The 21104-nt window shown below is 50.1% G+C and carries 20 protein-coding genes and 1 tRNA gene; 11 read left to right on the top strand and 10 right to left on the bottom strand.

Annotation, left to right across the window (positions count from 1 at the left end):
• Positions 1–6 precede the first annotated feature (6 nt).
• From tsaA to B9G79_RS10310, 4 genes are read right to left on the bottom strand one after another with little or no spacing between them, the layout of a single operon-like run.
• Positions 7–783 (bottom strand): tRNA (N6-threonylcarbamoyladenosine(37)-N6)-methyltransferase TrmO, encoded by a 777-nt coding sequence (gene tsaA / locus B9G79_RS10325; protein ID WP_088565436.1) that lies wholly within the window; start codon positions 781–783, stop codon positions 7–9.
• Entirely contained in the window at positions 768–1544 is a 777-nt protein-coding gene (locus tag B9G79_RS10320) for an RNA methyltransferase (RefSeq protein ID WP_088565435.1), read from the bottom strand. The genes tsaA and B9G79_RS10320 overlap by 16 nt, the downstream gene beginning before the upstream one ends.
• The gene (metG, locus tag B9G79_RS10315; RefSeq protein ID WP_088565434.1) at positions 1544–3604 is read right to left on the bottom strand and encodes a methionine--tRNA ligase; all 2061 of its coding nucleotides are present in this window, start codon (positions 3602–3604) and stop codon (positions 1544–1546) included. The genes B9G79_RS10320 and metG overlap by 1 nt, the downstream gene beginning before the upstream one ends.
• Positions 3605–4354 (bottom strand): carbonic anhydrase, encoded by a 750-nt coding sequence (locus tag B9G79_RS10310; protein WP_088565433.1) that lies wholly within the window; start codon positions 4352–4354, stop codon positions 3605–3607.
• A 128-nt stretch (positions 4355–4482) separates the two neighbouring features.
• Here B9G79_RS10310 and B9G79_RS10305 point away from each other — a divergent pair, with 128 nt between their 5' ends.
• Positions 4483–5457 (top strand): aminotransferase class IV, encoded by a 975-nt coding sequence (locus B9G79_RS10305; protein ID WP_088565432.1) that lies wholly within the window; start codon positions 4483–4485, stop codon positions 5455–5457.
• A gap of 7 nt (positions 5458–5464) precedes the next feature.
• On the opposite strand, the gene B9G79_RS10300 is transcribed toward B9G79_RS10305, so the two are convergent.
• Both B9G79_RS10300 and B9G79_RS10295 read right to left on the bottom strand, forming a co-directional pair.
• Positions 5465–6508, bottom strand: a complete 1044-nt coding sequence (locus B9G79_RS10300) for a rod shape-determining protein (RefSeq protein WP_088565431.1) — start codon at positions 6506–6508, stop codon at positions 5465–5467.
• Between the two features lies 1 nt (position 6509).
• On the bottom strand, positions 6510–7124 hold the full coding sequence (locus B9G79_RS10295) for a hypothetical protein (RefSeq protein WP_088565430.1): 615 nt from the start codon (positions 7122–7124) through the stop codon (positions 6510–6512).
• Positions 7125–7206: 82 nt separating this feature from the next.
• Between B9G79_RS10295 and B9G79_RS10290 the strand changes: the two genes are divergently transcribed.
• The 6 genes from B9G79_RS10290 (at position 7207) to B9G79_RS10265 (ending at position 11377) form a co-directional block, all read left to right on the top strand.
• Positions 7207–7968, top strand: coding sequence for a glycosyltransferase family 2 protein (locus B9G79_RS10290; protein ID WP_232468559.1), 762 nt, complete (start codon positions 7207–7209; stop codon positions 7966–7968).
• Positions 7949–8932, top strand: coding sequence for a hypothetical protein (locus B9G79_RS10285; protein WP_088565428.1), 984 nt, complete (start codon positions 7949–7951; stop codon positions 8930–8932). Before B9G79_RS10290 ends, B9G79_RS10285 begins: the two co-directional genes overlap by 20 nt.
• 82 nt (positions 8933–9014) lie before the next feature.
• Positions 9015–9090 (top strand) — tRNA-His (locus B9G79_RS10280).
• A gap of 116 nt (positions 9091–9206) precedes the next feature.
• Positions 9207–9833: a hypothetical protein gene (locus tag B9G79_RS10275; protein WP_088565427.1), complete on the top strand. Its 627-nt coding sequence runs from the start codon at positions 9207–9209 to the stop codon at positions 9831–9833.
• Positions 9834–9939: 106 nt separating this feature from the next.
• Positions 9940–10470, top strand: coding sequence for a rhodanese-like domain-containing protein (locus tag B9G79_RS10270; protein WP_232468557.1), 531 nt, complete (start codon positions 9940–9942; stop codon positions 10468–10470).
• A 70-nt stretch (positions 10471–10540) separates the two neighbouring features.
• Positions 10541–11377, top strand: a complete 837-nt coding sequence (locus tag B9G79_RS10265) for a LysR family transcriptional regulator (RefSeq protein WP_088565426.1) — start codon at positions 10541–10543, stop codon at positions 11375–11377.
• Here B9G79_RS10265 and B9G79_RS10260 read toward each other — a convergent pair.
• From B9G79_RS10260 to B9G79_RS10245, 4 genes are all read right to left on the bottom strand, one after another.
• Complete coding sequence (locus B9G79_RS10260) at positions 11372–12658, bottom strand: erythromycin esterase family protein (RefSeq protein WP_088565425.1); 1287 nt, start codon at positions 12656–12658, stop codon at positions 11372–11374. The two genes, B9G79_RS10265 and B9G79_RS10260, sit on opposite strands and share 6 nt — an antisense overlap.
• 13 nt (positions 12659–12671) lie before the next feature.
• Entirely contained in the window at positions 12672–12857 is a 186-nt protein-coding gene (locus B9G79_RS10255) for a hypothetical protein (protein WP_088565424.1), read from the bottom strand.
• Positions 12858–12959: 102 nt separating this feature from the next.
• Positions 12960–13847, bottom strand: coding sequence for an Fpg/Nei family DNA glycosylase (locus tag B9G79_RS10250; protein WP_088565423.1), 888 nt, complete (start codon positions 13845–13847; stop codon positions 12960–12962).
• Between the two features lie 109 nt (positions 13848–13956).
• Positions 13957–14766: a helix-turn-helix domain-containing protein gene (locus tag B9G79_RS10245; protein WP_088565422.1), complete on the bottom strand. Its 810-nt coding sequence runs from the start codon at positions 14764–14766 to the stop codon at positions 13957–13959.
• Positions 14767–15154: 388 nt separating this feature from the next.
• On the opposite strand from B9G79_RS10245, the gene B9G79_RS10240 reads away from it, so the two are divergent.
• The 4 genes from B9G79_RS10240 (at position 15155) to B9G79_RS10230 (ending at position 21028) form a co-directional block, all read left to right on the top strand.
• Positions 15155–18232, top strand: coding sequence for an efflux RND transporter permease subunit (locus B9G79_RS10240; RefSeq protein ID WP_232468556.1), 3078 nt, complete (start codon positions 15155–15157; stop codon positions 18230–18232).
• A gap of 161 nt (positions 18233–18393) precedes the next feature.
• Positions 18394–18564: a hypothetical protein gene (locus B9G79_RS18205; protein WP_198297999.1), complete on the top strand. Its 171-nt coding sequence runs from the start codon at positions 18394–18396 to the stop codon at positions 18562–18564.
• A gap of 1035 nt (positions 18565–19599) precedes the next feature.
• Complete coding sequence (locus B9G79_RS10235) at positions 19600–20037, top strand: DMT family transporter (protein ID WP_088565420.1); 438 nt, start codon at positions 19600–19602, stop codon at positions 20035–20037.
• Between the two features lie 226 nt (positions 20038–20263).
• Positions 20264–21028, top strand: coding sequence for a tail fiber protein (locus B9G79_RS10230; protein WP_157678768.1), 765 nt, complete (start codon positions 20264–20266; stop codon positions 21026–21028).
• The last annotated feature ends 76 nt before the right edge of the window (positions 21029–21104 follow it).

Genomic DNA, 21104 nt, shown 5'->3' with positions numbered 1-21104 from the left:
CAGGACTTAAGTTTTTCCCGGAAAATTCTTTTGAAAATTACGGTGCAGGGCTTTGTCCTGATAGACATCTTCAGGTGTGGCAAGATCTTCAGCGCTGTATCCGGAAAAGATTTTCAGGATGCTTACGTGCTGTCCTTGAATTTCAAACTGCGCGCGCCATGTCCGATAGGCAATCACAAAGCCAGTGCCTTCGGGTTTTACGCGCTTCTTTCGGGAATTGTCCGGTTCGAATTCCAGTTGATGCTGCAAAAATCCGCGCAGTTGATGAAGATTATGCAGCTCCAGCCATTCCAGTTCCTGTTTGGCTTCCAGCGAATAATCAATCGTGAAGCGTTCGGCATTTTTCAGCCACCCCGGCTCCACACCGGGGAATGAATCCGCATAGGCCACATAAGGTTTGATATCCAAAATCGGACTGCCATGCAAAAGGTCCGCGCCCTCGACATGAATCTTCAGCTTATCGATGGACTTCACCTTTACGCAGCTCATACCCACGGGATTGGGCCGATAGGGGGACCGGGTCGCAAAGACGCCTTGTTTGGTATTGCCACCGCGCGGGGGCAGCACCATCGGACTCCAGTGGTCGTTATGATGAAACAAGAACACCACCCAGATGCGCTCACAGCCCTCAAGTCCGGTCAGCGCCTGTTCAAAGTTGTGACCGGCTTCAAGTTCAATCACACCTTGCGAGTGAAACTCATCAGGCTGGCGTCCAGCTTCGTAAGGATGCACCTGGGGACTTTTGAAGGTGCCAATGGCTGTGAGTTTTATTTCAGTCGCCATTGTCTCATCCATTCAAAGCCTGCCACCGCCGCAGTGACGCCGACGTTCAGGGAGTTTTTGCGCCCACGCAAAGGGATGATACGGACTTCGTCGATGATCTTTAAAACTTCCGGATCAAGACCGAAGCGTTCATTTCCCAAAACAAAGGCTGTGGGTTCAGATTCAAACTTTTCAAACAGATCTGAAGCGCTGGCCGCGGTCTCTAAAGCGACAATCCGGTAGCCTTCGTCTTTCAGCTCTTCCAAACACTCCAGCAGTTTGGGAGCTTCTTCCCAAGACAGATACTCTTGAGTCCCCATGGCGGTCTTTTCGACCTTCCATTGGGTCGGAAGCGGGGTGTAGCCACAAAGATAAATCTTTTCAGCCCCCAGGCACTCGGCGGTGCGGAAGATCGATCCAACATTGAAGGCGGAACGGATGTTATCCAGAACAAACACCAGCGGTAATTTGCTTTCAGCCTGTTCGCGGTCGTTTTCAACCACTAAGAATTCATCGTCCTGCAGGTTTTTATGTAAAAGGCGCTCAAAAGGGATGGCATAGCTGACAAAGTGTTTCAGTGTCATGCCCGGGGTCAGGTGCTTTTCCAAGGGCGCTAGGCGGGAAACATCAGGATTCTCACAAACAGACAAAGCCGAAATTAGAGTTTTCAGTTTTTTTAGTTCTGTCTCGGAAAAAGAAAAATCCCCCGAGGATTTCTCCAGCTTCAGAAAAAGCTGATGGATTTCTTCGAGGGATTTTTTATCCTGAATGGAAAGATTCATTATTTCACTCTCTGGCCGACCTGGGCACCGTCGTCGGCAGAAAGTACGAACAGATCGCTGCCGCCGGTTCCGGCTGCCAGCACCATGCCCTCAGACATTCCGAACTTCATTTTGCGCGGTTTCAAGTTCACGCAAACCAGGACTTTTCGTCCTACCAGTTGTTCCGGTTTATAAGCCGCTTTGATGCCGGAAATGATCTGACGGATCTGGCCTTCGCCGATATCGATCTTCAGGCGCAAAAGCTTGTCAGCTTCTTTGATTTCTTCAGCTTCAATGACCTGACCGATACGCAGATCCACTTTGTCGAAATCCGCAAATTCAATTTCAGCCGGACGATCGGCTGCGGTTGGCACCGTCGCCACAGGGGCTGCCGCCGGTTTAGCGGTGGAGGCTGCTTTCTTTGCGGCCTGGATTTCTTCGTTGATCTTGCGACCTTCCTCGACCATGGCTTTGACTTTGTCAGCCTCGATGCGAGTTGCCAGATGTTCATAGTCATTGATCTCACGGTTGGTAAGAACCGTGTTCAGATCAGACCACACATAGTCTTTTTCGCCCAAAAGTTTTGCCACTTTCTGGCTATAGAAAGGCAAGATCGGCTTCAGGTAGATCGCCAGCAAACGGAACATGTTCAGAGTGGTGGTGATCACCTGCTTGGTACCCTCTGGATCAGCTTCCAGGGTTTTCCAAGGGGCTTTTTCGTCAAAGTACTTGTTGGCGTCATCCGCCAAGCCACGGATTTCACCCAGTGCTTTGGCAAAGTCGCGGGCCTCATAGTGAGCGGCGATGGATTCAGCCGTTTTCTGGGCGTGCTCAATCAGCTTTTTACCTTCCGCATCCGGCACGCTCATTTTGCCGTCCATTTTCTTTTTCAGCATCTGGCCGCCACGGGAGCCCAGGTTTGTGATTTTACCCACAAGCTCAGAATTCACACGGTTGGTGAAATCTTCCAGATTCAAATCGATATCATCCACAGAGCTGCTGAGTTTCGTGGAGTAGTAATAGCGAAGATATTCCGGGTTCAGATGGTTCAGATATGTTCTTGCGGCGATGAAGGTCCCTTTGGACTTGGACATCTTTTCACCATTGACCATCAAGTGACCGTGCACGAACACCTGGTTAGGCGAGCGGAATTCCGCAGCCTTCAGGAATGCCGGCCAGAAGATCGTATGGAATCTTGCGATGTCTTTACCGATGAAATGGTAAATTTCACGGTTTGGATCCTGCCAGATGTCCTTCAGGGTTTTACCCTGGGATTTCGCCCATTGCTCGGTGGTGGACATATAACCCATCGGAGCATCCACCCACACATAGAAGAATTTTTTATTGTTCGTGCCTGGAATTGCGAAGCCGAAATAAGGCTCATCGCGGGAAATATCCAGATCCTTCAGGTCCTCGTTGAACCATTCCAGCATCTTTTTGGAAATTTCAGGGGAGCAGTGTTTGGGGATCCATTCTTCAAGGTACTGTTTGAAGTCGTTCAGTTTGAAGAAGATGCTCTCAGAATCTTTCATGACCGGAGCCGTCCCGCAAAGAGAACAGTGCACATCTTTCATGTCGCTCGGAGAATAAGTTGAAGCGCACACATCGCAGGAATCACCGTACTGTTCTTTGGCGCCGCACTTAGGGCACGTGCCTTTTACAAAACGGTCCGGCAGGAACATCTTGTCGTGATTGCAATACATCTGCTGGATTGGCTGACTGCGGGTGTGATTGCCTTCCTGCATTTTTTTATAGAAGTACTCACAAAGCAGACGGTTTTCTTCTGAATTGGTCGAACCAAAGTGCGAGAACTGAACCTGGAAATCCGCAAAGTCCTGTGTGTGTTCTTTATAACTTTGAGCGATCAGTGCTTCCGGAGTGATACCCAGTTCGCGGGCTTTCACCATGATCGGGGTGCCGTGAGTGTCATCCGCACAAATGAAGACGCATTCATTGCCACGCATATTCTGAAAACGGGCCCAGAAGTCGGCCTGAAGATACTCCACCAGGTGACCGAGGTGAATGTATCCGTTTGCGTAGGGAAGAGCACAGGTGATCAGAATCTTGCGTTTGTCGTTCATTTATCGAAACTCCACATTTCCAGCTTCCAGATGGTAGACAGCCTTCACTACCTTTACATCACCCGAGGCCACAGCGTCACGCAGGATTGCAGAGCGTTCTAGCAGTTCATTGGCAAGGCCTTCCGCTGCTGTCAGGTCACCGCAAGAGTCCGAGCCCATGATCACCACTAGATTCGTGCCCAGTGTGCCTACGGAATATTCAAGACTTTCCTGAACGTTTTTATCCAGGATCAGCTCGCCCGTGCGAACGACATAGATTTCCCCCAATTTCTGGTCAAATACGATTTCAGGCGAAACGCGGGAATCGCTGCAAGTGTAAATAACCGAATGCGGGCGCTGCAATGCGCTCACACGGCGGCGGTCGGCAGCCGAGGCACCGTCATTACGGAAGGTGCCGCGCACAAAACGGGTGTTGCCGTTTTTAAGCCAGCCATATGCTTTTTCCGCAGGCACTGGTCCGGCCTCACGGGGTGCTTTTCCATGGGTGTCTTGAATGTGTTGGGCAGCAGCGGCTACGGCCTCTTTCACTTCCGTGGCGTGGGCTTGTGCTTCAGCATCGCTGCCAACCTCAACGCGGGTCATTTCTTTTTCGCCGCCAGTGCTGGTGGCTTGAGCAGGGGCTTCTTTAACGCCGCCTTTGCCGTCTTTCAGGGTTACTTTCGTTTCCTGATTGGGTTCGCGATGGCTGGTGAAAGATGCACAGGCTGTAAGGTTCAGAGCAAGAAGCCCGATGATGAGATTGGATTGCATTGACGTCCTCCGTGATGTCTTATTGTCAGGACCTCCCTTGGGGATGGTCAAATTAAAAACAAAAAAAACTTCACTCTGATAAGGCCATGAATCTAGAATAAAACGGTGATTTTTTATTAAGGACGTTTATGAATCTACCCATTCTTTCTTCTGCGGATGTTCAGGCCCAACTTTTAAAACGACAATACCCGGCGCAAGGCAGCTATCTTGCCATGTACAGCAGTTGGTATGGAGGGGTTATCAAGGATCCGGGGTTGATGATGGTTCCGGTGGATGATCACCTGGTGCACCGCGGGGATGGGGTCTTTGAGGCGATCAAAGTCGTGGATGGTCAGGTCTTTTTGATGCAGGAGCATCTGGAGCGTCTGCAGTCCTCGGCTCAGCAGATCGGCATCAGTCTGCCGCACAGTCTGGAAGACATGAAAAAGATCATTCTGGAAACCACCCGCATTGCGGGGGCCCCCTATGCAGTCTTGCGACTTTATATCTCTCGGGGGCCGGGATATTTTACGACAAATCCTTACGATTCCATCAGTTCCCAAATGTATTTGATCGTGACGTCGTTCACACCGTTCACTGATGAAAAATACTTAAAGGGCGTGAAGGTCGGGCGCAGCCAGGTCATTCCAAAGGACCCGTGGCTGGCGCGGATTAAAACCTGCAACTATCTTCCGAATGTGATGATGAAAAAAGAAAGTGTGGATCGTAAAATCGATTTCACCATCGGTATTGATCCGCAAGGGTTTGTCACGGAAGGCAGTACAGAAAATATCGTGCTGATTGATAAGGATAAAAACCTGATTCGTCCCAAATTGCGTCAGATTCTAAAGGGCACAACCATGATGCGCACCTTTGATCTGGCAGAAAGTCTGCTGGCCGCCGGGGAGTTAAAGTCGATTCAGGAAAAGGATCTGACCGAGCAGGACATCCTAAGTGCTTCGGAAGCGATGATGATCGGAACCACTTTGGATGTGTTGCCGGTGACTGAATACGAAGGTCAGCAGATCGGCGAGGGCAAACAAGGTCCGCTGGCGTTTAAGCTTTTGCAGCTTTTGCGTGAGGATATGAAAAAGGGGCCGAAAACGACCCCTGTGAAATTCTAGCGAAACTCTAAACTTCCAGTTGGATTTTATCGAGCAGTTCTGGATCACTCAGAACTGCTTCGCCGCCCTTGGCGATCGCTGTCAGCGGATCTTCCGCGATGCGAACCTGCAGGCGAACCTCATTCTGAATGCGCAGATCAAAGTCGCGAATCAAAGCGCCACCGCCAGCCAGCGTGATACCTCTTTCGATGATATCAGAAACCAACTCTGGCGGGGTGTGTTCCAATGCACGGTGAATCGCATTGATGACCTCTTGAATACAACCGTTCATCGCCAGGCCGACATCTTCAGAGCTGACTTCCATTGTGCGATTCATGCCGGTATCGGCATCGCGTCCGGAAATGGTGACGCTGCGAATGTCTTTTTTCGGAACCGCAGTTCCGATGGTGACCTTCAGGTATTCCGCCGTGGTGTCAGAGATGATCAGTTTTTTGTATTTCTTGAAGTAATCAATGATTGCATCGTCCAAACGGTGACCACCCACGCGGGCGGCTTCACAGTAAACGATGTCGGCCAAAGCGATCACGGCCACTTCCGTGGTCCCGCCGCCGATGTCGATGATCATGTTGCCTTCTGCGGACTTTACGTTCAGGCCTGACCCAATCGCGGCCGCCATCGGCTCATCGATCAGATAAACCTCTTTTGCGCCCGCCGCTTTACAGGATTCAATCACGGCTTTCTTTTCAACCTCAGTCACACCGTAGGGAAGTGACACCACCACACGCGGGCGGGAAAAGGCGCCTTTGACTCCTGGCTGACTTAGGAAGTGCTTCAGCATCACTTCAGAGGTTTCAAAGTCGGCGATCACGCCATCGCGAATCGGCTTTTGAGCAAAGATGCTGCCGGGATTGTTTGCCAGTTTTTCTTTGGCGTCATTTCCCACAGCGATCACGCGTTTTTTGCCGGGGCTGGTCTGCTGGTAGGCAATCAGCGAGGGTTCATTCAGGATGATCCCTTTGCCGCGAGCTGCGATGAGTGTATTGGCAGTCCCCAAATCTACGTAAAGATCTGCGGCTGTTCCGGTTTCGTCCTTAAAGAACCATGAAAACATATTATTTCCCGAATCCTTTGTGGCTTTCAAAAGGGAATGTCAGATAAAGAGAGATGTAGGAATAAGACTTGTTCAGGTCGATACCCACTTCCGCCCCCATGTTGACCTCTTTCCAGTCAACATAGTGGAACTCGCTTCCCAATGCCAGATTGGAGGCAACGAAGTTCTCGTCTTTGGTATTCAGGAATGTAAACGGCACCGCCAGATAAGGCACGGTCAATCCGTATTCTGTGTCAAAACGTTTGCTGACCAGCGGAGCAAATTGCAGTTGGATCAGATTTTCATCTTCATCACGGGCAATGCCCGCGCCGGCACGAAGGCCCATTGCAGGCTGATTGTCCACGTCAGGGATCGGAATCCACTTAACACTGGCAAAAGTGTTAAAGTCCACCGCGCCGGCACCCATACTGATACGTGCGCTGGAAGAATCACTCAGTGCGGTATCAAAGAACACGTTGAAGTTGGCACCATTGCCTTTGTTGGTCAAAAGCTGAGGCTCAACACCCACTTGATATTTGCCCGGAGCCAGCAATTCGCCGGATTCCGCGATGCTCAGGTAAGCATGCGCTTGAGAGGTTAGAAACAGACCTAAAACGAAGTATTTAGCAAAATTCATGGATAAAAGCCTTTCGATTCAAAAAATGGTATCGAGTCGTGAATCGTTTGACAAGACCTTGATCCAAAGAGAATCTGATTCCGTGACGAAACTTCCCATTTCCCTCGTGATCATTACCTTGAACGAAGAGGCGCACATTGAGCGCTGCATTCGCTCTGCCGCCTTTGTAGACGATGTTGTCGTGGTCGACAGCTTTTCGACGGATCGCACCGTTGAGATTGCTCAAAAGTGCGGCGCCCGGGTGTTCCAGGAAAAATGGAAGGGTTTTGGTCCTCAGAAGGCCTTTGCCGCCGCCCAAGCCAAAAATGACTGGGTCTTGTCTTTGGATGCCGACGAGGCTCTCAGTCCCGAACTTGCTTCCGAGCTTTATGAAAGTTTCCATTCTTTGGATCCGGAGGCGGGTTACCTGTTTCCGCGCAAGTCCTATCATCTGGGGCGCTGGATTAAATACGGTGGCTGGTATCCTGACTATCAACTGAGATTGTTTAATAAATCCCGTTCCCAGTGGAATTCCGCAGATGTACACGAAAAAGTGGAAGTTAAGCGCATGCTGAAAATGAAGCGGGATCTGCTGCACTGGGTGTTTGATGGCCTGAGTGATCAGGTCATCACCAACGACCGCTATTCCACGCTGGGCGCCAAGCAGCTTGCCGCTTCGGGCAAGAAATTCTCTTACTTAAAGCTGATCTTTAAGCCCTGGGGTAAGTTCATTGAGACCTATTTCGTAAAGCGCGGCTTCATGGACGGGATGCCGGGTTTTGTGATTGCAGTCGGAGCGGCCTATTCGCTGTTCTTGAAGTTCGCCAAACAGTGGGAGATGGAACGTGTTCACAAAAAGCCTTAACAGTCTGTTTGCGATTTTGCTGCTGGCGGGAATCACTTGGGTGGATTCCCATGCTTTGGCTACAGTCCCCAAATACCCGGCGGTGCGCGAAGTTCGTGGTCAGGTCTGGTTGACGGGGAAAGACGGCAAGCGCCTGTCTCTTCGTGGCCCCACGACTCTGCGGGAAAAAGCGACTCTGGAAACCTCATTGGATGGGGAAGTTAAAGTACAACTTGATGAAAAGCGCAGCTTCACTGTTCTGGGTGGAAGTGAACTTGTTATTCCTGTGATCAGTTGGGAAGGGGGCGAGGCCCCTGTGCTGAATCTGAAGTCGGGCCATGTGCATTGGCGCCAGTCCCTGAAGGACAAGGGGCCCTACAATGTGGCTGTGCGTTCGGATCTTTTCGAGTTTATCGCTCCTGCTGGCGACTATGTCTTAAGCATCGATCCGGGGAAAGCCTTTGCCGGAGTGAAGATGTTTGAGGGCTCCATGGAGTTTTCGGCATTGAACGGCGAAGACTCGGCAAAAGTTCAAAGCGGTCAGCAGGTCGGTTTTCAAGGTGTGATCGAGGGTGGTGAAATAGCCTATGACATCCTTCTGCAGGGCCGAAAAATCCCCCGCGGTCGTTTGACCACGGTCACGGCCATTGATTTGAAAGAGCTGTCCAAAGCCAGTGAGGCCGAGAAAATGCGCCTGAAAAAACAGGCCTCTGAGCAGGCGCGGGCCGCCAAGGCCAAGGCGGACAGCAAGAAGGCTGGCGCTATCTGTGAAAAACCGGCCGGCCGTTTTAACGAGTGTTCCTGGACATGCTTCAACAACCCGAAGAAAGAAAAGAAAGCCTGTCTCGTGGCGGTGCCGGGGGTTTCCTGTGTTCGCCATCGCTGCAACGCCAATGGCGAATGGGCTGAGGAAACTGTCCTTGATGCCGAAAAAGGGGGCAGTGCCTGTAAGGCGCAGGTGGTCGTAGGCCCTTGTGATTACTAGGGCTTTTTAAAATCTGTATTTCGGGGCCATTTTCTTGCTTGCACTTTCTTTGGCAAGGCCCTATAAAAGATCTTCCTTTGTGGTGGGTATAGCTCAGTTGGTAGAGCATCGGATTGTGATTCCGAGTGTCGCGGGTTCAAGCCCCGTTACTCACCCCAATTTCCTTCTCTTTAATATTCCATTCAAAACAAACAGATCCCTGTATGCTGACGCGATTTGGAACCTATTGCTTGTATTCCTTATTCTAAGCTCCGCTTTGCAGGCAAAGGCTGGCATGTTTACTTGGCGTCGTTGGCGCCCTGAAGCTGTGAAAGTTTGCTTTGCCAATCCAGTGCAAAACTCGAAAGAAGACTACCGTCGATCCGTCTGGAAGTCCCAAGACAAAGAGCAAGTTCGTCGTTGGATCGAGGATGAGTTCACCGCATCCCGCACGGGCATTCATTTTGTCGGATTTGAGGACTGCGTTTTGGGTGACAAAAGTAAAGTCGTCATCAACTATCGCCCGAAGAATGCTTTGAAGTGGTTGGGTGGCACGCGGGCCTCCGCATCGGTGGGGGTTCAGCTTATTTATCAATCCAAGGACTTTCCGGGAGCTTCGGGGGTCGTGCACTTCTTTGCCGGAGGCTTAAATAAGTCCACGGTCGTACATGAGTTTGGTCATATCGCAGGTCTGTATCACGAACACGATCATCCTCACTCCACCTGCGCCATCGGTGGCAAAACGAAAGAGGGTATGAAGTGGGGCTTCGGCTACACAGAATACGATGCAGACTCGATCATGAGTTATTGTAACACCCGCAGATGGGACGACCGTGGTTTGAGCGCCGGAGACCTCTTCACCCTCCGGCTGATGTACATTGATGACATTGATTCTATGACTTCAACGGGTATTTTAAGATAACACCTGATGAATCCCGGGCGCCCCCTTGCAATTCAGCAGATTTGTGATTTGTGAGACCTCGAAATGACTATATGTGAGGGCGCCGCAGTCGCGATAAGATGATTTTATGAAATTAAAATTATTAATGCTGCTGACGGTTGTCTTGTCTTGTGGATGCCAAACCCGGCCGGGGCCCATTCAGATTGATTTGCCGCAATTGAAATCTTATTTGTCCCAAAAAAATGAAGTTGCCCAGTGGAGCACCAAGGCGAGAATGAGCTCCCTCGGGGGGCGGGCACCCAGTCAGCAATTGGCCCCCACTTTCGGAATGCCATTTAGCCAGGCTAAACTCAAAGCTCATGTGTTGGATGTGCGCAGGGAAGCGGATTTTGTCCAATTCAACATGAGTATGGACCCCATCACCAAAATGCCAGTCAGTAATATTCCGGCGTCGACGTTAAAACCCCTGTCGGCGGAAGAAGCAACAAAAGTGATCGCGGCCAAGGGCATGACTCCGGAGTCAATAATCATCGTCGTATGCAGTCAAGGCGGGGGAGCTCCGGATATCGCCCGGCAAATCTTCACCTGGGGTTACACTCGGGTGTTGAATTATCCTGGTGATTACTCCGGAATGGCCGGGTGTCAGAATGAGGAATGACCTGAAAAGCGGGACCTATTGTGTATAGTTAAATGTGGATTGTGTGCTGAATTGTGATAAGTATTTGCTTATGAAATACAAGATTCGCGATATCGAAAACTTTGTTCACACCAGCACCTGCACCACGATTATTCAGGCCGCGCAGAAACTGGAGATCAGTCAGCCGGCTCTTTCTGAAAGCTTGAAGCGCCTGGAATCAGATCTGGGGACTGTGCTTTTCTACCGCTCCCGTTCCGGGATTCAGCTCACTCCAAGTGGCCGGGTGTTTCTGGGGAAGGCGCAAAGAGCCCTGCAGTCTTTGCAAGAGCTTGATTTTGATGCTGATCATGAGCGTGTGTTCGCGGGTCGCACAGTGACGATTGGCTGCCACATGACGGTGGCCCAGTACTCGATTCCCAGGGCCGTCACCTATTTGAAGGAAAAAGCTCCGGACTATAAAATCGAACTTCGTCATGATCTGTCGCGCAGTGTTCAGATGGAGATTCAAAAGGGAAATATTGATATCGGAGTGGTCATCAATCCTGCCGAAGTGCCGGACTTGGTGATTCATAAAATGGCTCAGGACACTGTCGGTGTTTGGTCGGCCAAAAACGAAGCTCACGACACCATTATCTGCAATCTGAACCTGTTCCAGACTCAGTCCATTTTGAAAAAATGGAAGGACCGCCCGGAAAAGGTGATCTCGACCGACAGTCTGGAGCTGATTTGTAAAATGGTGCATGAACGTATTGGTTACGGAATCATCCCGGGCCGTGCCGTCGAGATGTCGGGTCTGTCGTTAAAGTCTCTGCCCCAGCTTCCCAGCTTCAAGGATCAGATTTCTCTGGTTTATCGTCCCGAGTTTGGCAAGATCCCGGCAGAAAAACTTGTCATCGAGGCACTCAAGCACTCGATCCTCGGGCTATAAGCCCGAAGGATACGTTTCGGGTATTTCCGATCGATCAATCTCCTGTTTGAGAGGACTTAAAGCCCGCGACTCATCGAAGAACAGAAAGCTGTCATAGCGCTCGGCAATTTTGGTTGAAACATAGTTGCCGCGTTCATGATGGGGATTGTAAACCACACCCACTGCGCGGTGACCGCGGGATTGAGCCCAGAGTTTGGAGCGATCCTCCTTGAAGAAATTCAAAGAAAAATTTTTGTATCCTGAAGCATAGGCCACTTGATGAAACAGGTCTTCATAACTGCCACTCTGCGCTCGCGGCAGATTCATCACCCGCACCGGGCCGGCCCATGCCGGAGAGGCAATAACACTTCCCTGATAGCTGCCAAACCCCACCAAGGCGACGTTCCTTTCGCCAAAGATCTCCCGGGCAAGTCCGCCGATGTTGACGCTTCCTTCCAGCACCATGTCCGTCGCGCGATAGTCGCCGATATGGGTATTATGAGCCCACACGATCGCTTTGGCATCGGGTCCGTAATGGTGAAGCAGAGCCTCCAGAGTTTCCAGCATGTGGCGATCCCGCACATTCCATGAACTGTCCTCAAAGTCCGTCATGGCCCTGTAGTAGCTTTCGGCATTCTTGATGACCCGGGCATTTTGAATCGCATCAAAAAGAGAGTTGTCCGGACGGGTCATGTTTTTTTCAAGCAATTCCTCCAGGGCCGACACGGCCTCGTCCCGGCAGCCTTTATAGTTTCGCATCAGGTCCTTCACGTATTTCTTTTCATCGTGCCGGTAAGATGCAAAGCAGCTGTAATACTCCTTCAGGGGCGCCAGCAGATCCGGTTCGATTTCTCCGACCGTTTTAAAAATAGCATCAATGGATTCAAACAATGAATACACATCCAGCCCATGAAAGCCCACGGGCTTTTCATTTTTCAGATGATTGTGCGATTTAAGCCAAGTCGTGAAATCACGCACCTCTTCATTGGCCCACATCCAGGCCGGCCAGCGTGCAAAATGAACAAAAGGAAGTTTGTCCAGAGTGCTGGAGCGGACATAGCGATCCAGATACTGACACGAAGGCCAGTCGCCTTCCACCGCGACAAAATGAAAGCCGTGTTTACTGATAAGTTCCTGCGTGATTTGTGCGCGCCAGTGATAATATTCGTGAGTCCCATGGGAGGCTTCACCAAGCATCACCACTTTGCGATCCTTGATGTGCAGAATCACATCCTGCAAGTCCCCGTGTTTAAGCAGGGGAGTCTGGCGCCGCTTCAGTACGTCAATGTGATCAGGGATCATGGTCCCTCCCGGGCTATTTTTTCGAGCTGTGCTCGGACGAGCTGCGATTTCGTGTGGTCTGGTCCTCGTGAACGGTGTTCGTGTCAATCAGGTCCGTTCCCTGATGTTCGGAGCGGTAGTTCTCGCCCTTTTCCTGAGAGTCGATGATTTTCTTTCGCAGATCCGGGCCCCGCACCGATTTATTTTTCTTCTCAGTCATAAGATCCTCCTGTCGTCTGGATATTTTCCGATGCGGCGACAGGAACGGAAATTAAAACCCCTGCCTGCTGATTTAAAACAAGCTGCGGCTTTGGCCAAGGTCCTAACTTTGCCAGTCAGGAACCCAGGCAGTCGTGCGTCCGGCAATTTCTTCGTGTTTTATTTTGTGTCCTTTGTGGGTTTTGGCAGTTTTCGATTTGCCCCAGCGTTCATGAAACAGCCAGGTTTTGGGAAAGCGTTCATAGTCCGCGTCGACGGCCACAGCTTTTTTTACAACCGCCAGGGTCACCTTGCGTAATGTCGCCACTTCGGCGGGGCTCAGTTCCGAGGCCAGGCGATGCGGGGATATTCTTGCCTGGAACAGAATTTCATCCCCCAGCCAGTTTCCGATGCCGGCAAAAAGGCCTTGATCCAGCATCACCGCTTTGATGGATTTTTTTCGTTTGTGCAGACGCTCGTAAAGATCTTTTCCCGTGGGAAAATCCAATAAAGGATCAAAGCCCAGCTTGGCGATGCGCGGGTGCTGCCAGGGATCTTCCGTCAGCCACATCCGGCCAAAGCGGCGGGGATCGCTGAATGCCATCTCGATTTTTCTCTCCAAGCGAAGCAGCAAGCGGCAAAACCAGATCATACTGTGCTCACTTTCATCCTCAAGACTCCACAGTCTCTTGCCGCCCCAGATGTTACGATGTTTGGCGTCTGACGGATCGGTCAGCAGCGAGACGTTTCCGCTCATGCCCAGATGAAATAAAGGCCAGGGTTTGCGATCCAGCTCCAGCCAGAAATACTTTCCTTTTCTGCCAGTCCCGGTGATGCGTGCTCCTTCCAGTGCTTTTTTCACAGCTTTTGCGGAGACAAAAGCAAACAGGTGTCGGTCTTTTTCTTCATAGATGACTTCCTTGATTCTTTTACCGCGCAGGGCTTTGTCAAGATGACGGCGTACGGTTTCGACTTCGGCAATCTCTGGCATAGGACCTCCGTAAGCGTTCATTATCCTTATGCGCACAAACAAGGGACAGGGAAAACTGGTTGCGATGACAGCAGTCAAGAGAGCTGGAAGCAAGCGAGGTGATTGACAAAAAGCAATCACCCCGTCCTTTTTAGAAGTTGGTGATTTCGCCGAAAGTGGAGCTGATCTTTTTCAAACCCTCGTAGTCGTGCTTCAGAAGGGTGTGCGCAGAAACAATCACCGCTGACATCAGTTCTTCGGGGGCTTTGGTTTTTTCTTCATAAGTGGCCAGTTTTTCAAAACTGCGCATGGACTTTTGCTGCTCTTCAATCCAGGCCAGATAGCTGGCTTTGGAGACTTTCACGACCTGGGTGGAGAATGTTGCCTGGTTGCGCTCTTCTTTTTTCTTTTGTGAATAAAGACCTTCACGCACCAGATCGATAAAGAAATAGGCGATGCTTTTGATGAAGGACTCTGAGTGGGCCCGCGCCAGGGCTCCGTTCCCCAGATTTGGAACCGTTTTGAAGGCCGGTTTGACTTTTTGTTTTCCGGTCACGCGGATCAGATCGTGCTTTTCAAGGCCGATCAGGTACTTGTCCGTGCTTCTGGCGGTGAGTTGATACTCGTCAGCAATTTGTTTTGGGGTCATTCCGTCAAACAGCTTCATCAGGTAGGCGAAGTAATTCTTGTTCTTCGCCAGAAAAGCGTCCTGTTCTTCGGTGAACGACGGGCTGCCGGTTTCTTCTTCTGCAGTCAGGGTTTCAATCTCTGCAAGATTGGTGTCCAAAATTTCACACAGATGAAGAAGTCGGTTCAGGGTAAGTTCTTCGGGCCCCAGAATTCTTTTGATTGTGGGAACAGAGCACTCCATCTGCTCGGCCAGGGCTTCATAGGTAAGACCTTTCTTTTTCAAAAGAACTTTAAGAACTGCTTTTATTTTCTGGGACTTAAACTCGTTCATCAGATCCTACCTTTTAAAGTTTCTGCGGAACTCGCGCTCCAAAATGTGACTGCAATCCACATCCAGACTGTCAAAACCAAGCAGTGCACACATCACATAAAAGATTTTTTTCATTTGATACCTGCCTTTTTCAGAAAGCCCCATTGCTTTCTGAAACCAGATTGCAGCATTTGGTTCGGAGTCGCAATCATCATCCTGAGGGTATCAAAAAATGATCCAAAATGCCACTAAATGGCTCATAAAAAGGTCATAGTATCGTATAAAGATCCCCACGAAAAGACTCCTTCGCCCCTCGAATATCTCTTCAGTTGTCCGGTTTCAGCCTAGCTGCTAATTTCCCGCCACTATGTCACCAGCTTTACTATCAGTACGCCAACCGGTTCTTATCATGTCTCTTGTCATCCTTATGCTGACTCTCGGAGGCATCTCTTTAAAAAATCTTCCCATCGATCTGTATCCCGATGTCACGCTTCCCACAGTCGTGGTTGTGACTTCGTATGCCGGTGCCGGTCCTCAGGAAGTTGAAACTGAAATCACCAAAGTGCTGGAAGATCAGGTTTCCACCATCTCCGGGGTTCAGAAGGTCTCTTCCCAGAATATGGAGGGGGTCAGTATTCTCAGTATCGAGTTCTCTTTAAAGACGAACCTGAACTTTGCTGAGCAGGAAGTCCGCGCCAAAGTGCAAAACTCCATGCGCGAACTGCCAGAGGATGTGGATGAGCCTGTTATCCGAAAGGTCGGTCCCTCGGATGCACCCATCATGTACATTTCCCTGCAGGCTGATATGGAGGACGGGAAGCTTTACGATCTGGCCAAGGAAATCATTTCCCCCCAGTTTGAACAGGTTTATCAGGTCGGGCAGGTTGAGATCCTCGGCGGGCGCAAGCGTGAAATTCATGTCAGCCTGAATCGGGACCGCCTGAACGGCACGGACATTTCTGCAAGCACGGTGGCCGAAGCCCTGCGCAGTGGGGGACGAAATATTCCTGCCGGTAAAATCGACGTCGGTGAGACTCAGTTTTCATTCCGTACTCTGGGGCAGTATCAGTCCGTGCATGAAATCGGCTCTACAGTGCTTCGTCTGGCGGACGTATATCACCCGATCACCATTGGCACGGTGGCGAAGATTGAAGACACCTTGCAGGACGAAAGTTCGCGCAGTCGTCTGAATGGGAAAAAGGCTATTAATTTTAGCATCTATCGCCAGTCCGGAGCCAACTCGGTCAAAGTCGCCGACGACATCGCCAGAAAAGTGGCCAAGATCAACGAGGACTTCAAAGCCCAGGGTGTGGACGCCCGGATGAAGATCGTCCAGGATACCAGCAACAAGATCCGCGCCAACGTCTATGACGTATATGAATCCATTATCTTCGGGGTGATACTGACCATTCTTGTGGTCTACTTCTTCCTGGGCAGTATGAAATCCACGCTTATTACGGGGTTTGCGTTGCCCAATTCTTTGTTAGGGGCGTGTATCATGATGGGTATCTTTGGATTCTCCATCAATATCATGAGTCTGCTGGCAATGAGTTTGGTCGTGGGTCTTCTGGTGGATGATGCCATCGTGGTGCGGGAAAATATTTTCCGCAAACTTGAAATCGGCATGTCACCGAAAAAGGCCGCAGTGGTTGGCACCAACGAAGTGACACTTGCAGTTGTGGCCACGACTTTGACCATTCTAGCGGTGTTCGGTCCGATCGGAAATCTGCAGGGGATCGTGGGGCAGTTCTTCAAGCAGTTTGGCCTGACGATCTGCTTTGCCATGATTGTCAGTTTGTTTGACGGGCTTTTTGTGGCGCCGACTCTGTCAGCGTATGTTGCAGGGGAGCATTCTCACAAACCCCCAACCTCGCGGTTCGGCATCTGGAATCAAAGAGCTCTTAAGGCCTTTGACCGCTTCCAGACCCGTCTGGAACAGTGGTACGTAAAAACCCTTGGCTGGGCCCTGGCACATCCAGCAAAAACCATCCTGGCTTCGGTGGGAATCTTCGTGTTCTCGCTCTTTATCGCCACGCGTGTGCCCTTCACATTCCTGCCCGCGCAGGACAATGGTGAATTCTATGTGCAGTTTGAGCTTTCTCCGGGAGCCAGTCTTGATGGCACTGATGTGATCGCCAAAGAGATCGAAAATCGCACCCGCAAGTTCCCTGAGATTGAGGATATTCTGACCTTCGTGGGTACGGGTAATGGCGAACCTCACAAAGGAAGCCTGTATATCCGTCTTGTGCCGTCTAAAAAGCGCAGCCTGAACACCACACAGACCAAAGCGGCTTTGCGTGAAGCCTATAAGGGCCTTGAAAAATACAACATCATCGTGACGGACAACCCGGGACAGCAGAACAGCCGTCAGTTCAACTTAAATATCGTGGGTCAGAACATGAACGATCTGATTCAGTATTCGGAAAAAGTGCTGGCCAAGCTGAAGGCCGAACCCGGTCTGTCCCAGCCGGATACAAGTTACCGTGCGGGCAAGCCTGAATTTCAGGTGCAGCTAAAGCGTGAAAATGCCCAGGCCTCCGGAGTGTCCCTGGTGGGTGTGGGAATGGAGCTCCGTACTTTGATCGAAGGTCAGACACCGGCCATCTATCGTGAAAATGGCGTGAACTATGATGTGCGCGTGCGCCTGCAGCCGGATCAGCGCGATTTGCGGGAGCAGTACCCCAGTCTGAAGGTTCCGAACTTAAGCCAGCGATTGGTGCCTCTGGCCAACGTGGCTCATTTGAAAGAGGCTCAGGGGCCGTCTGTGATCCTGCGTGAAAACCGCAACCGTTACATCCAGCTTTCTGCGGATATCACTCCGGGTGGCAAAGGCCTTGGTGGGGTGATTGCGGAAATCAACAGTCTGTCCAAGACAGAGCTCAAGCCGCCACCAGGGGTGACCTTCAGCTTCGTGGGCGAGGCGGAACGTTTCGCCGAACTAATGACCAACATTCTGGTGTCGCTGGGCTTGGGGGTTATGTTCATCTATCTGGTGCTGGCAAGCTTGTATGGCTCTTTCATCACTCCGGTGACGATCATGTCGGTGATTCCACTGGCAGCCTGCGGGGCTTTCTTGTCGTTATTTATCACACGCTCCAGTTTCGATCTGTTTTCGATGATCGGGTGTGTGATGTTGATGGGTCTTGCAACCAAGAACTCGATCTTGTTGATTGATTCAGCGGCGGAACAACAAAAGCAAGGCACTTCTCCGACGGAGGCGTTGCTGAAAGCCGGGGAAACCCGCCTTCGTCCGATCATCATGACCAGTCTTGCATTGATTGCGGGTATGGTGCCAGTCGCGATCGGGTTGAATGAAGCTTCAAAATCCCGCACAAGCCTGGGGATTGTCGTCATTGGCGGGACGATCAGTTCCACTTTGCTGACTTTGTATGTGATTCCCGCCGTGCATCTGTATGTCGATAGATTCCAGAACTGGTTCATGGCGAAGTATCGCAAAGTCTTCGGACATGATGAGACAGTGATCTAAACAATGAAGCCGTCCTTAGGGGCGGCTTTTTTTATGTCTAAATTCATCGGCGCCAAACCAAGGTGATGGATTGTTGAATGTAAGCTGGCACTGTTGGTGGATTCTTTCTGAAGCCGTCTCTTTAAGTAATAGAATAAAGAAAACGAACCAGGAGGTTCTTTATGGCTTCAAAACAGGGTGAAAAAGAAAGCCTCTCCCATAAGGTGGGGGACAAAATTGAGAAGGTCGGTCAGAAGATCTCTGAAAAAGCCCCTAAAACCGGTCAGGCCATTCATGATCTGGGGGATAAGATTGAACACATGAACGACAATAAGAAGTCCCGCCGTACTTAGAAGAGCGCTTTTAAAGGCCCTTTCTTATATAGAAGGGGCTTTTTTCGTTTTTGGAGGGTGCCAAAGGCGATGATATCCAGAGATTTCCTCTGAAATGCGCTATAAATGGGCTCCTCTTTTTCAGGCATGAAGCGCTGCGGAGCCGGTTTGTGCCCATTAAGGCGGCATAAAGCGCAATTTTTGCCCTATTTTTCTACATTTTTCTACACTTTTATTTATTTAAAAAAGGCCTTGCCAGTAAAGGGCAATAGGCCTATAAATCAGGACCTCACCGACGTTATGTTTGATTCCAAACACAGACAGGGTTCTTAAGTAGTTGATTTGAATTCAATTATTTTTGGCGCGTTTGAACGTTGATTGAGGATCAAATATTTTTTCGAAAAAGTTCTTTTGAAAATTTTCGAAAAAATGTTTGAGAGGGTGTTGACAAGACGCCAGCTCTATTTTACTTGAACCCGGGTTACGAAAGTAATCCGGGTTTTTTTGTGTCTAAAATCTGGAAGTGGATTGCTGCAAACCCACTTCGTGGACTTCCCTTCGAAATGCCTTCCTGGCATTTCAATGGCCCCTTGAATCTCTTTATCGCCTCAATCAGATGCAAAAGTTTACTGGTGAAGGTGCTTACCAGGGTTGGCGAGTGCGACCGCTGGCGAAGCGGCTCGGATCTTTTCTTTCATTTTCACATCATTCAGAGACGTTGAACTTGCCCTTTGGAGGTCCTTTTTTGTTTCAAAAGGGGAATTTCTATAAACACAGAAATGTGTAATCAAACAAAATTTGGACTAAAAATATTCGCTGTGTCTCACCACTAAATCCATGAAATGACTGCATAATCTCATTGGAGTCGAGTCATGAGAGCTTTTTTTAAAGGGCTGTGGTATTCTAGTTATATCAAATACAGGAGCTTTCTCCTGTTCGCTTTTTAAGTCTTTTTTGTCGACTGGTTCAAAAAAAGATCTCTCGGAGGTTCATCCGAGACACGGGGTAAACACAATTTAATACGATAGAAAGGGTCGAGATGCGACAGGGTGTCTTATGGCATACGTGTATCTTGCAGCAGCAATTATATTCGAGGTTTTCGGTACGATCACGATGAAGTACTCAGAGGGGTTTACAAAGGTGCTCCCATCCGTGCTCACAGTAGCATGTCATGGAATCTGCTTTATAAGCCTCACTGTGGCGCTTAAATATCTTCCGGTCAGTAACGTGTACGCGATCTGGGCGGGAGTGGGAACAGCCTTGATGGCATTCCTGGGACTGGTTATTTTCAATGAGCCTTTGCCTCTGCAGAAAGTGGTGGCGACAACATTGATCATTGCTGGTGTCGTTATTTTGAACCTGGGTGAAGGCAAAAAAACCGAAGAGCAAGTAGCCAAGGTTGAAGCCACACACATTGAGCCGATTCCGTCGGCCGTGGTTGTGCCGGTGCCAGCAGCGCCCGTTGCCTCGGCAGCTCCGCGCAACGCGGGTTAGGTTTTTTCAGCAATTACATTCTAAAAAATGCAAAGGAGTGGCGAAGACCACTCCTTTTTTATTTTATGCCGGGGTTTCGGCAGGTGCGGGAATGGCGGCAGAAGGGGCTGTCGGGAAATCGGCAGCAGGGCCTTCAGAAGGATTGTGATGGTTTTGAGACCGTAATTTGACTGGCACCGGCTGTGCAATTCAGTTAGACAATACCAATCATCACAAAGGTGTGTTTATGAAAACAAAATTTCTGACTGTCTCTGGACTTCTTCTTTTGCAACTGGTGTCTTCTGTTTCTTTTGCCTGGAGTGATGTGTTTCGCAATGAGTGTGATCTGGGGGAAGTGAAAGCCTTCGTGTCCACCGTGCAGCCCAATTCTGAGAAGTGGGCCAAGGCGGATGGTCACGTCATTGAATTAATGAGTAACGTCACTTTGTTCTCTTTGTATGGAAATAAATTCGGCGGAGATGGGGTTAGAACCTTTGCATTTCCTTTGATCAAGGATGTGACGGTCGACGCTCTGACTTTTTCCTATTATGTTTGCACCAAGGGGATTTTTCCGACCACCACGGGCGCCTCCAGTCCGATTTCTTTCATCAAGCAGTATCCGCTGGGGATGCGCTATGATTTAAACTACTTCCGTGCTCTGAATGACCAAAGTGGTCTGGCTGATGAGTACAGCGAATACGGCCAGGCCATCTTTGATGATTTGAAATTTGAAGCGCGTGGCGGCTCTGAGGGTGTTCGCTTCCCCCATGTTATTCTGCCTGCCGGAACTGAAAACAATGATGATGGTCACTCCAAACTTTATAACTATGTGGTCGTAGCTGGGGAATGGCCTTCCAGCGAAGCCAACTGTGAAAAGGGCGAGGTTCTGTTTGGTTTGTGGAAGCATAGGGCGCCAGGAAATACCAGGGAGTTTGTTCCCTCAACTCCGATCACGGCTTCTTTGGCTGATGGTCAGTTGAGAACCGCTCCGCGCATCTTTATCTGTCAGTAGTTTTTGTGGAGTTGAATTAAAAAGGGATGAGGTGATCATCCCTTTCGGTTGGTGCGATACAGCCGCACCTGCTGTC

The organism is Bdellovibrio bacteriovorus (genome assembly GCF_002208115.1).
Taxonomy (GTDB): domain Bacteria; phylum Bdellovibrionota; class Bdellovibrionia; order Bdellovibrionales; family Bdellovibrionaceae; genus Bdellovibrio; species Bdellovibrio bacteriovorus_C.
The sequence above is the reverse complement of the archived record's forward strand: the minus strand, read 5'-3'. Positions and strand labels throughout refer to the sequence as shown.

Bases quoted from the DNA above. Each gene is read 5' to 3' on its own strand.
- B9G79_RS10275 (WP_088565427.1), top strand. From the start codon at position 9,207: ATGTTTACTTGGCGTCGTTGGCGCCCTGAAGCTGTGAAAGTTTGCTTT.
- B9G79_RS10245 (WP_088565422.1), bottom strand. From the start codon at position 14,766: ATGAACGAGTTTAAGTCCCAGAAAATAAAAGCAGTTCTTAAAGTTCTT.
- B9G79_RS10240 (WP_232468556.1), top strand. From the start codon at position 15,155: ATGTCTCTTGTCATCCTTATGCTGACTCTCGGAGGCATCTCTTTAAAA.
- B9G79_RS10255 (WP_088565424.1), bottom strand. From the start codon at position 12,857: ATGACTGAGAAGAAAAATAAATCGGTGCGGGGCCCGGATCTGCGAAAG.
- B9G79_RS10305 (WP_088565432.1), top strand. From the start codon at position 4,483: ATGAATCTACCCATTCTTTCTTCTGCGGATGTTCAGGCCCAACTTTTA.
- B9G79_RS10250 (WP_088565423.1), bottom strand. From the start codon at position 13,847: ATGAACGCTTACGGAGGTCCTATGCCAGAGATTGCCGAAGTCGAAACC.
- B9G79_RS10265 (WP_088565426.1), top strand. From the start codon at position 10,541: ATGAAATACAAGATTCGCGATATCGAAAACTTTGTTCACACCAGCACC.
- B9G79_RS18205 (WP_198297999.1), top strand. From the start codon at position 18,394: ATGGCTTCAAAACAGGGTGAAAAAGAAAGCCTCTCCCATAAGGTGGGG.
- B9G79_RS10260 (WP_088565425.1), bottom strand. From the start codon at position 12,658: ATGATCCCTGATCACATTGACGTACTGAAGCGGCGCCAGACTCCCCTG.
- B9G79_RS10300 (WP_088565431.1), bottom strand. From the start codon at position 6,508: ATGTTTTCATGGTTCTTTAAGGACGAAACCGGAACAGCCGCAGATCTT.
- B9G79_RS10235 (WP_088565420.1), top strand. From the start codon at position 19,600: ATGGCATACGTGTATCTTGCAGCAGCAATTATATTCGAGGTTTTCGGT.
- B9G79_RS10270 (WP_232468557.1), top strand. From the start codon at position 9,940: ATGAAATTAAAATTATTAATGCTGCTGACGGTTGTCTTGTCTTGTGGA.
- B9G79_RS10310 (WP_088565433.1), bottom strand. From the start codon at position 4,354: ATGCAATCCAATCTCATCATCGGGCTTCTTGCTCTGAACCTTACAGCC.
- tsaA (WP_088565436.1), bottom strand. From the start codon at position 783: ATGGCGACTGAAATAAAACTCACAGCCATTGGCACCTTCAAAAGTCCC.
- B9G79_RS10230 (WP_157678768.1), top strand. From the start codon at position 20,264: ATGAAAACAAAATTTCTGACTGTCTCTGGACTTCTTCTTTTGCAACTG.
- B9G79_RS10320 (WP_088565435.1), bottom strand. From the start codon at position 1,544: ATGAATCTTTCCATTCAGGATAAAAAATCCCTCGAAGAAATCCATCAG.
- metG (WP_088565434.1), bottom strand. From the start codon at position 3,604: ATGAACGACAAACGCAAGATTCTGATCACCTGTGCTCTTCCCTACGCA.
- B9G79_RS10295 (WP_088565430.1), bottom strand. From the start codon at position 7,124: ATGAATTTTGCTAAATACTTCGTTTTAGGTCTGTTTCTAACCTCTCAA.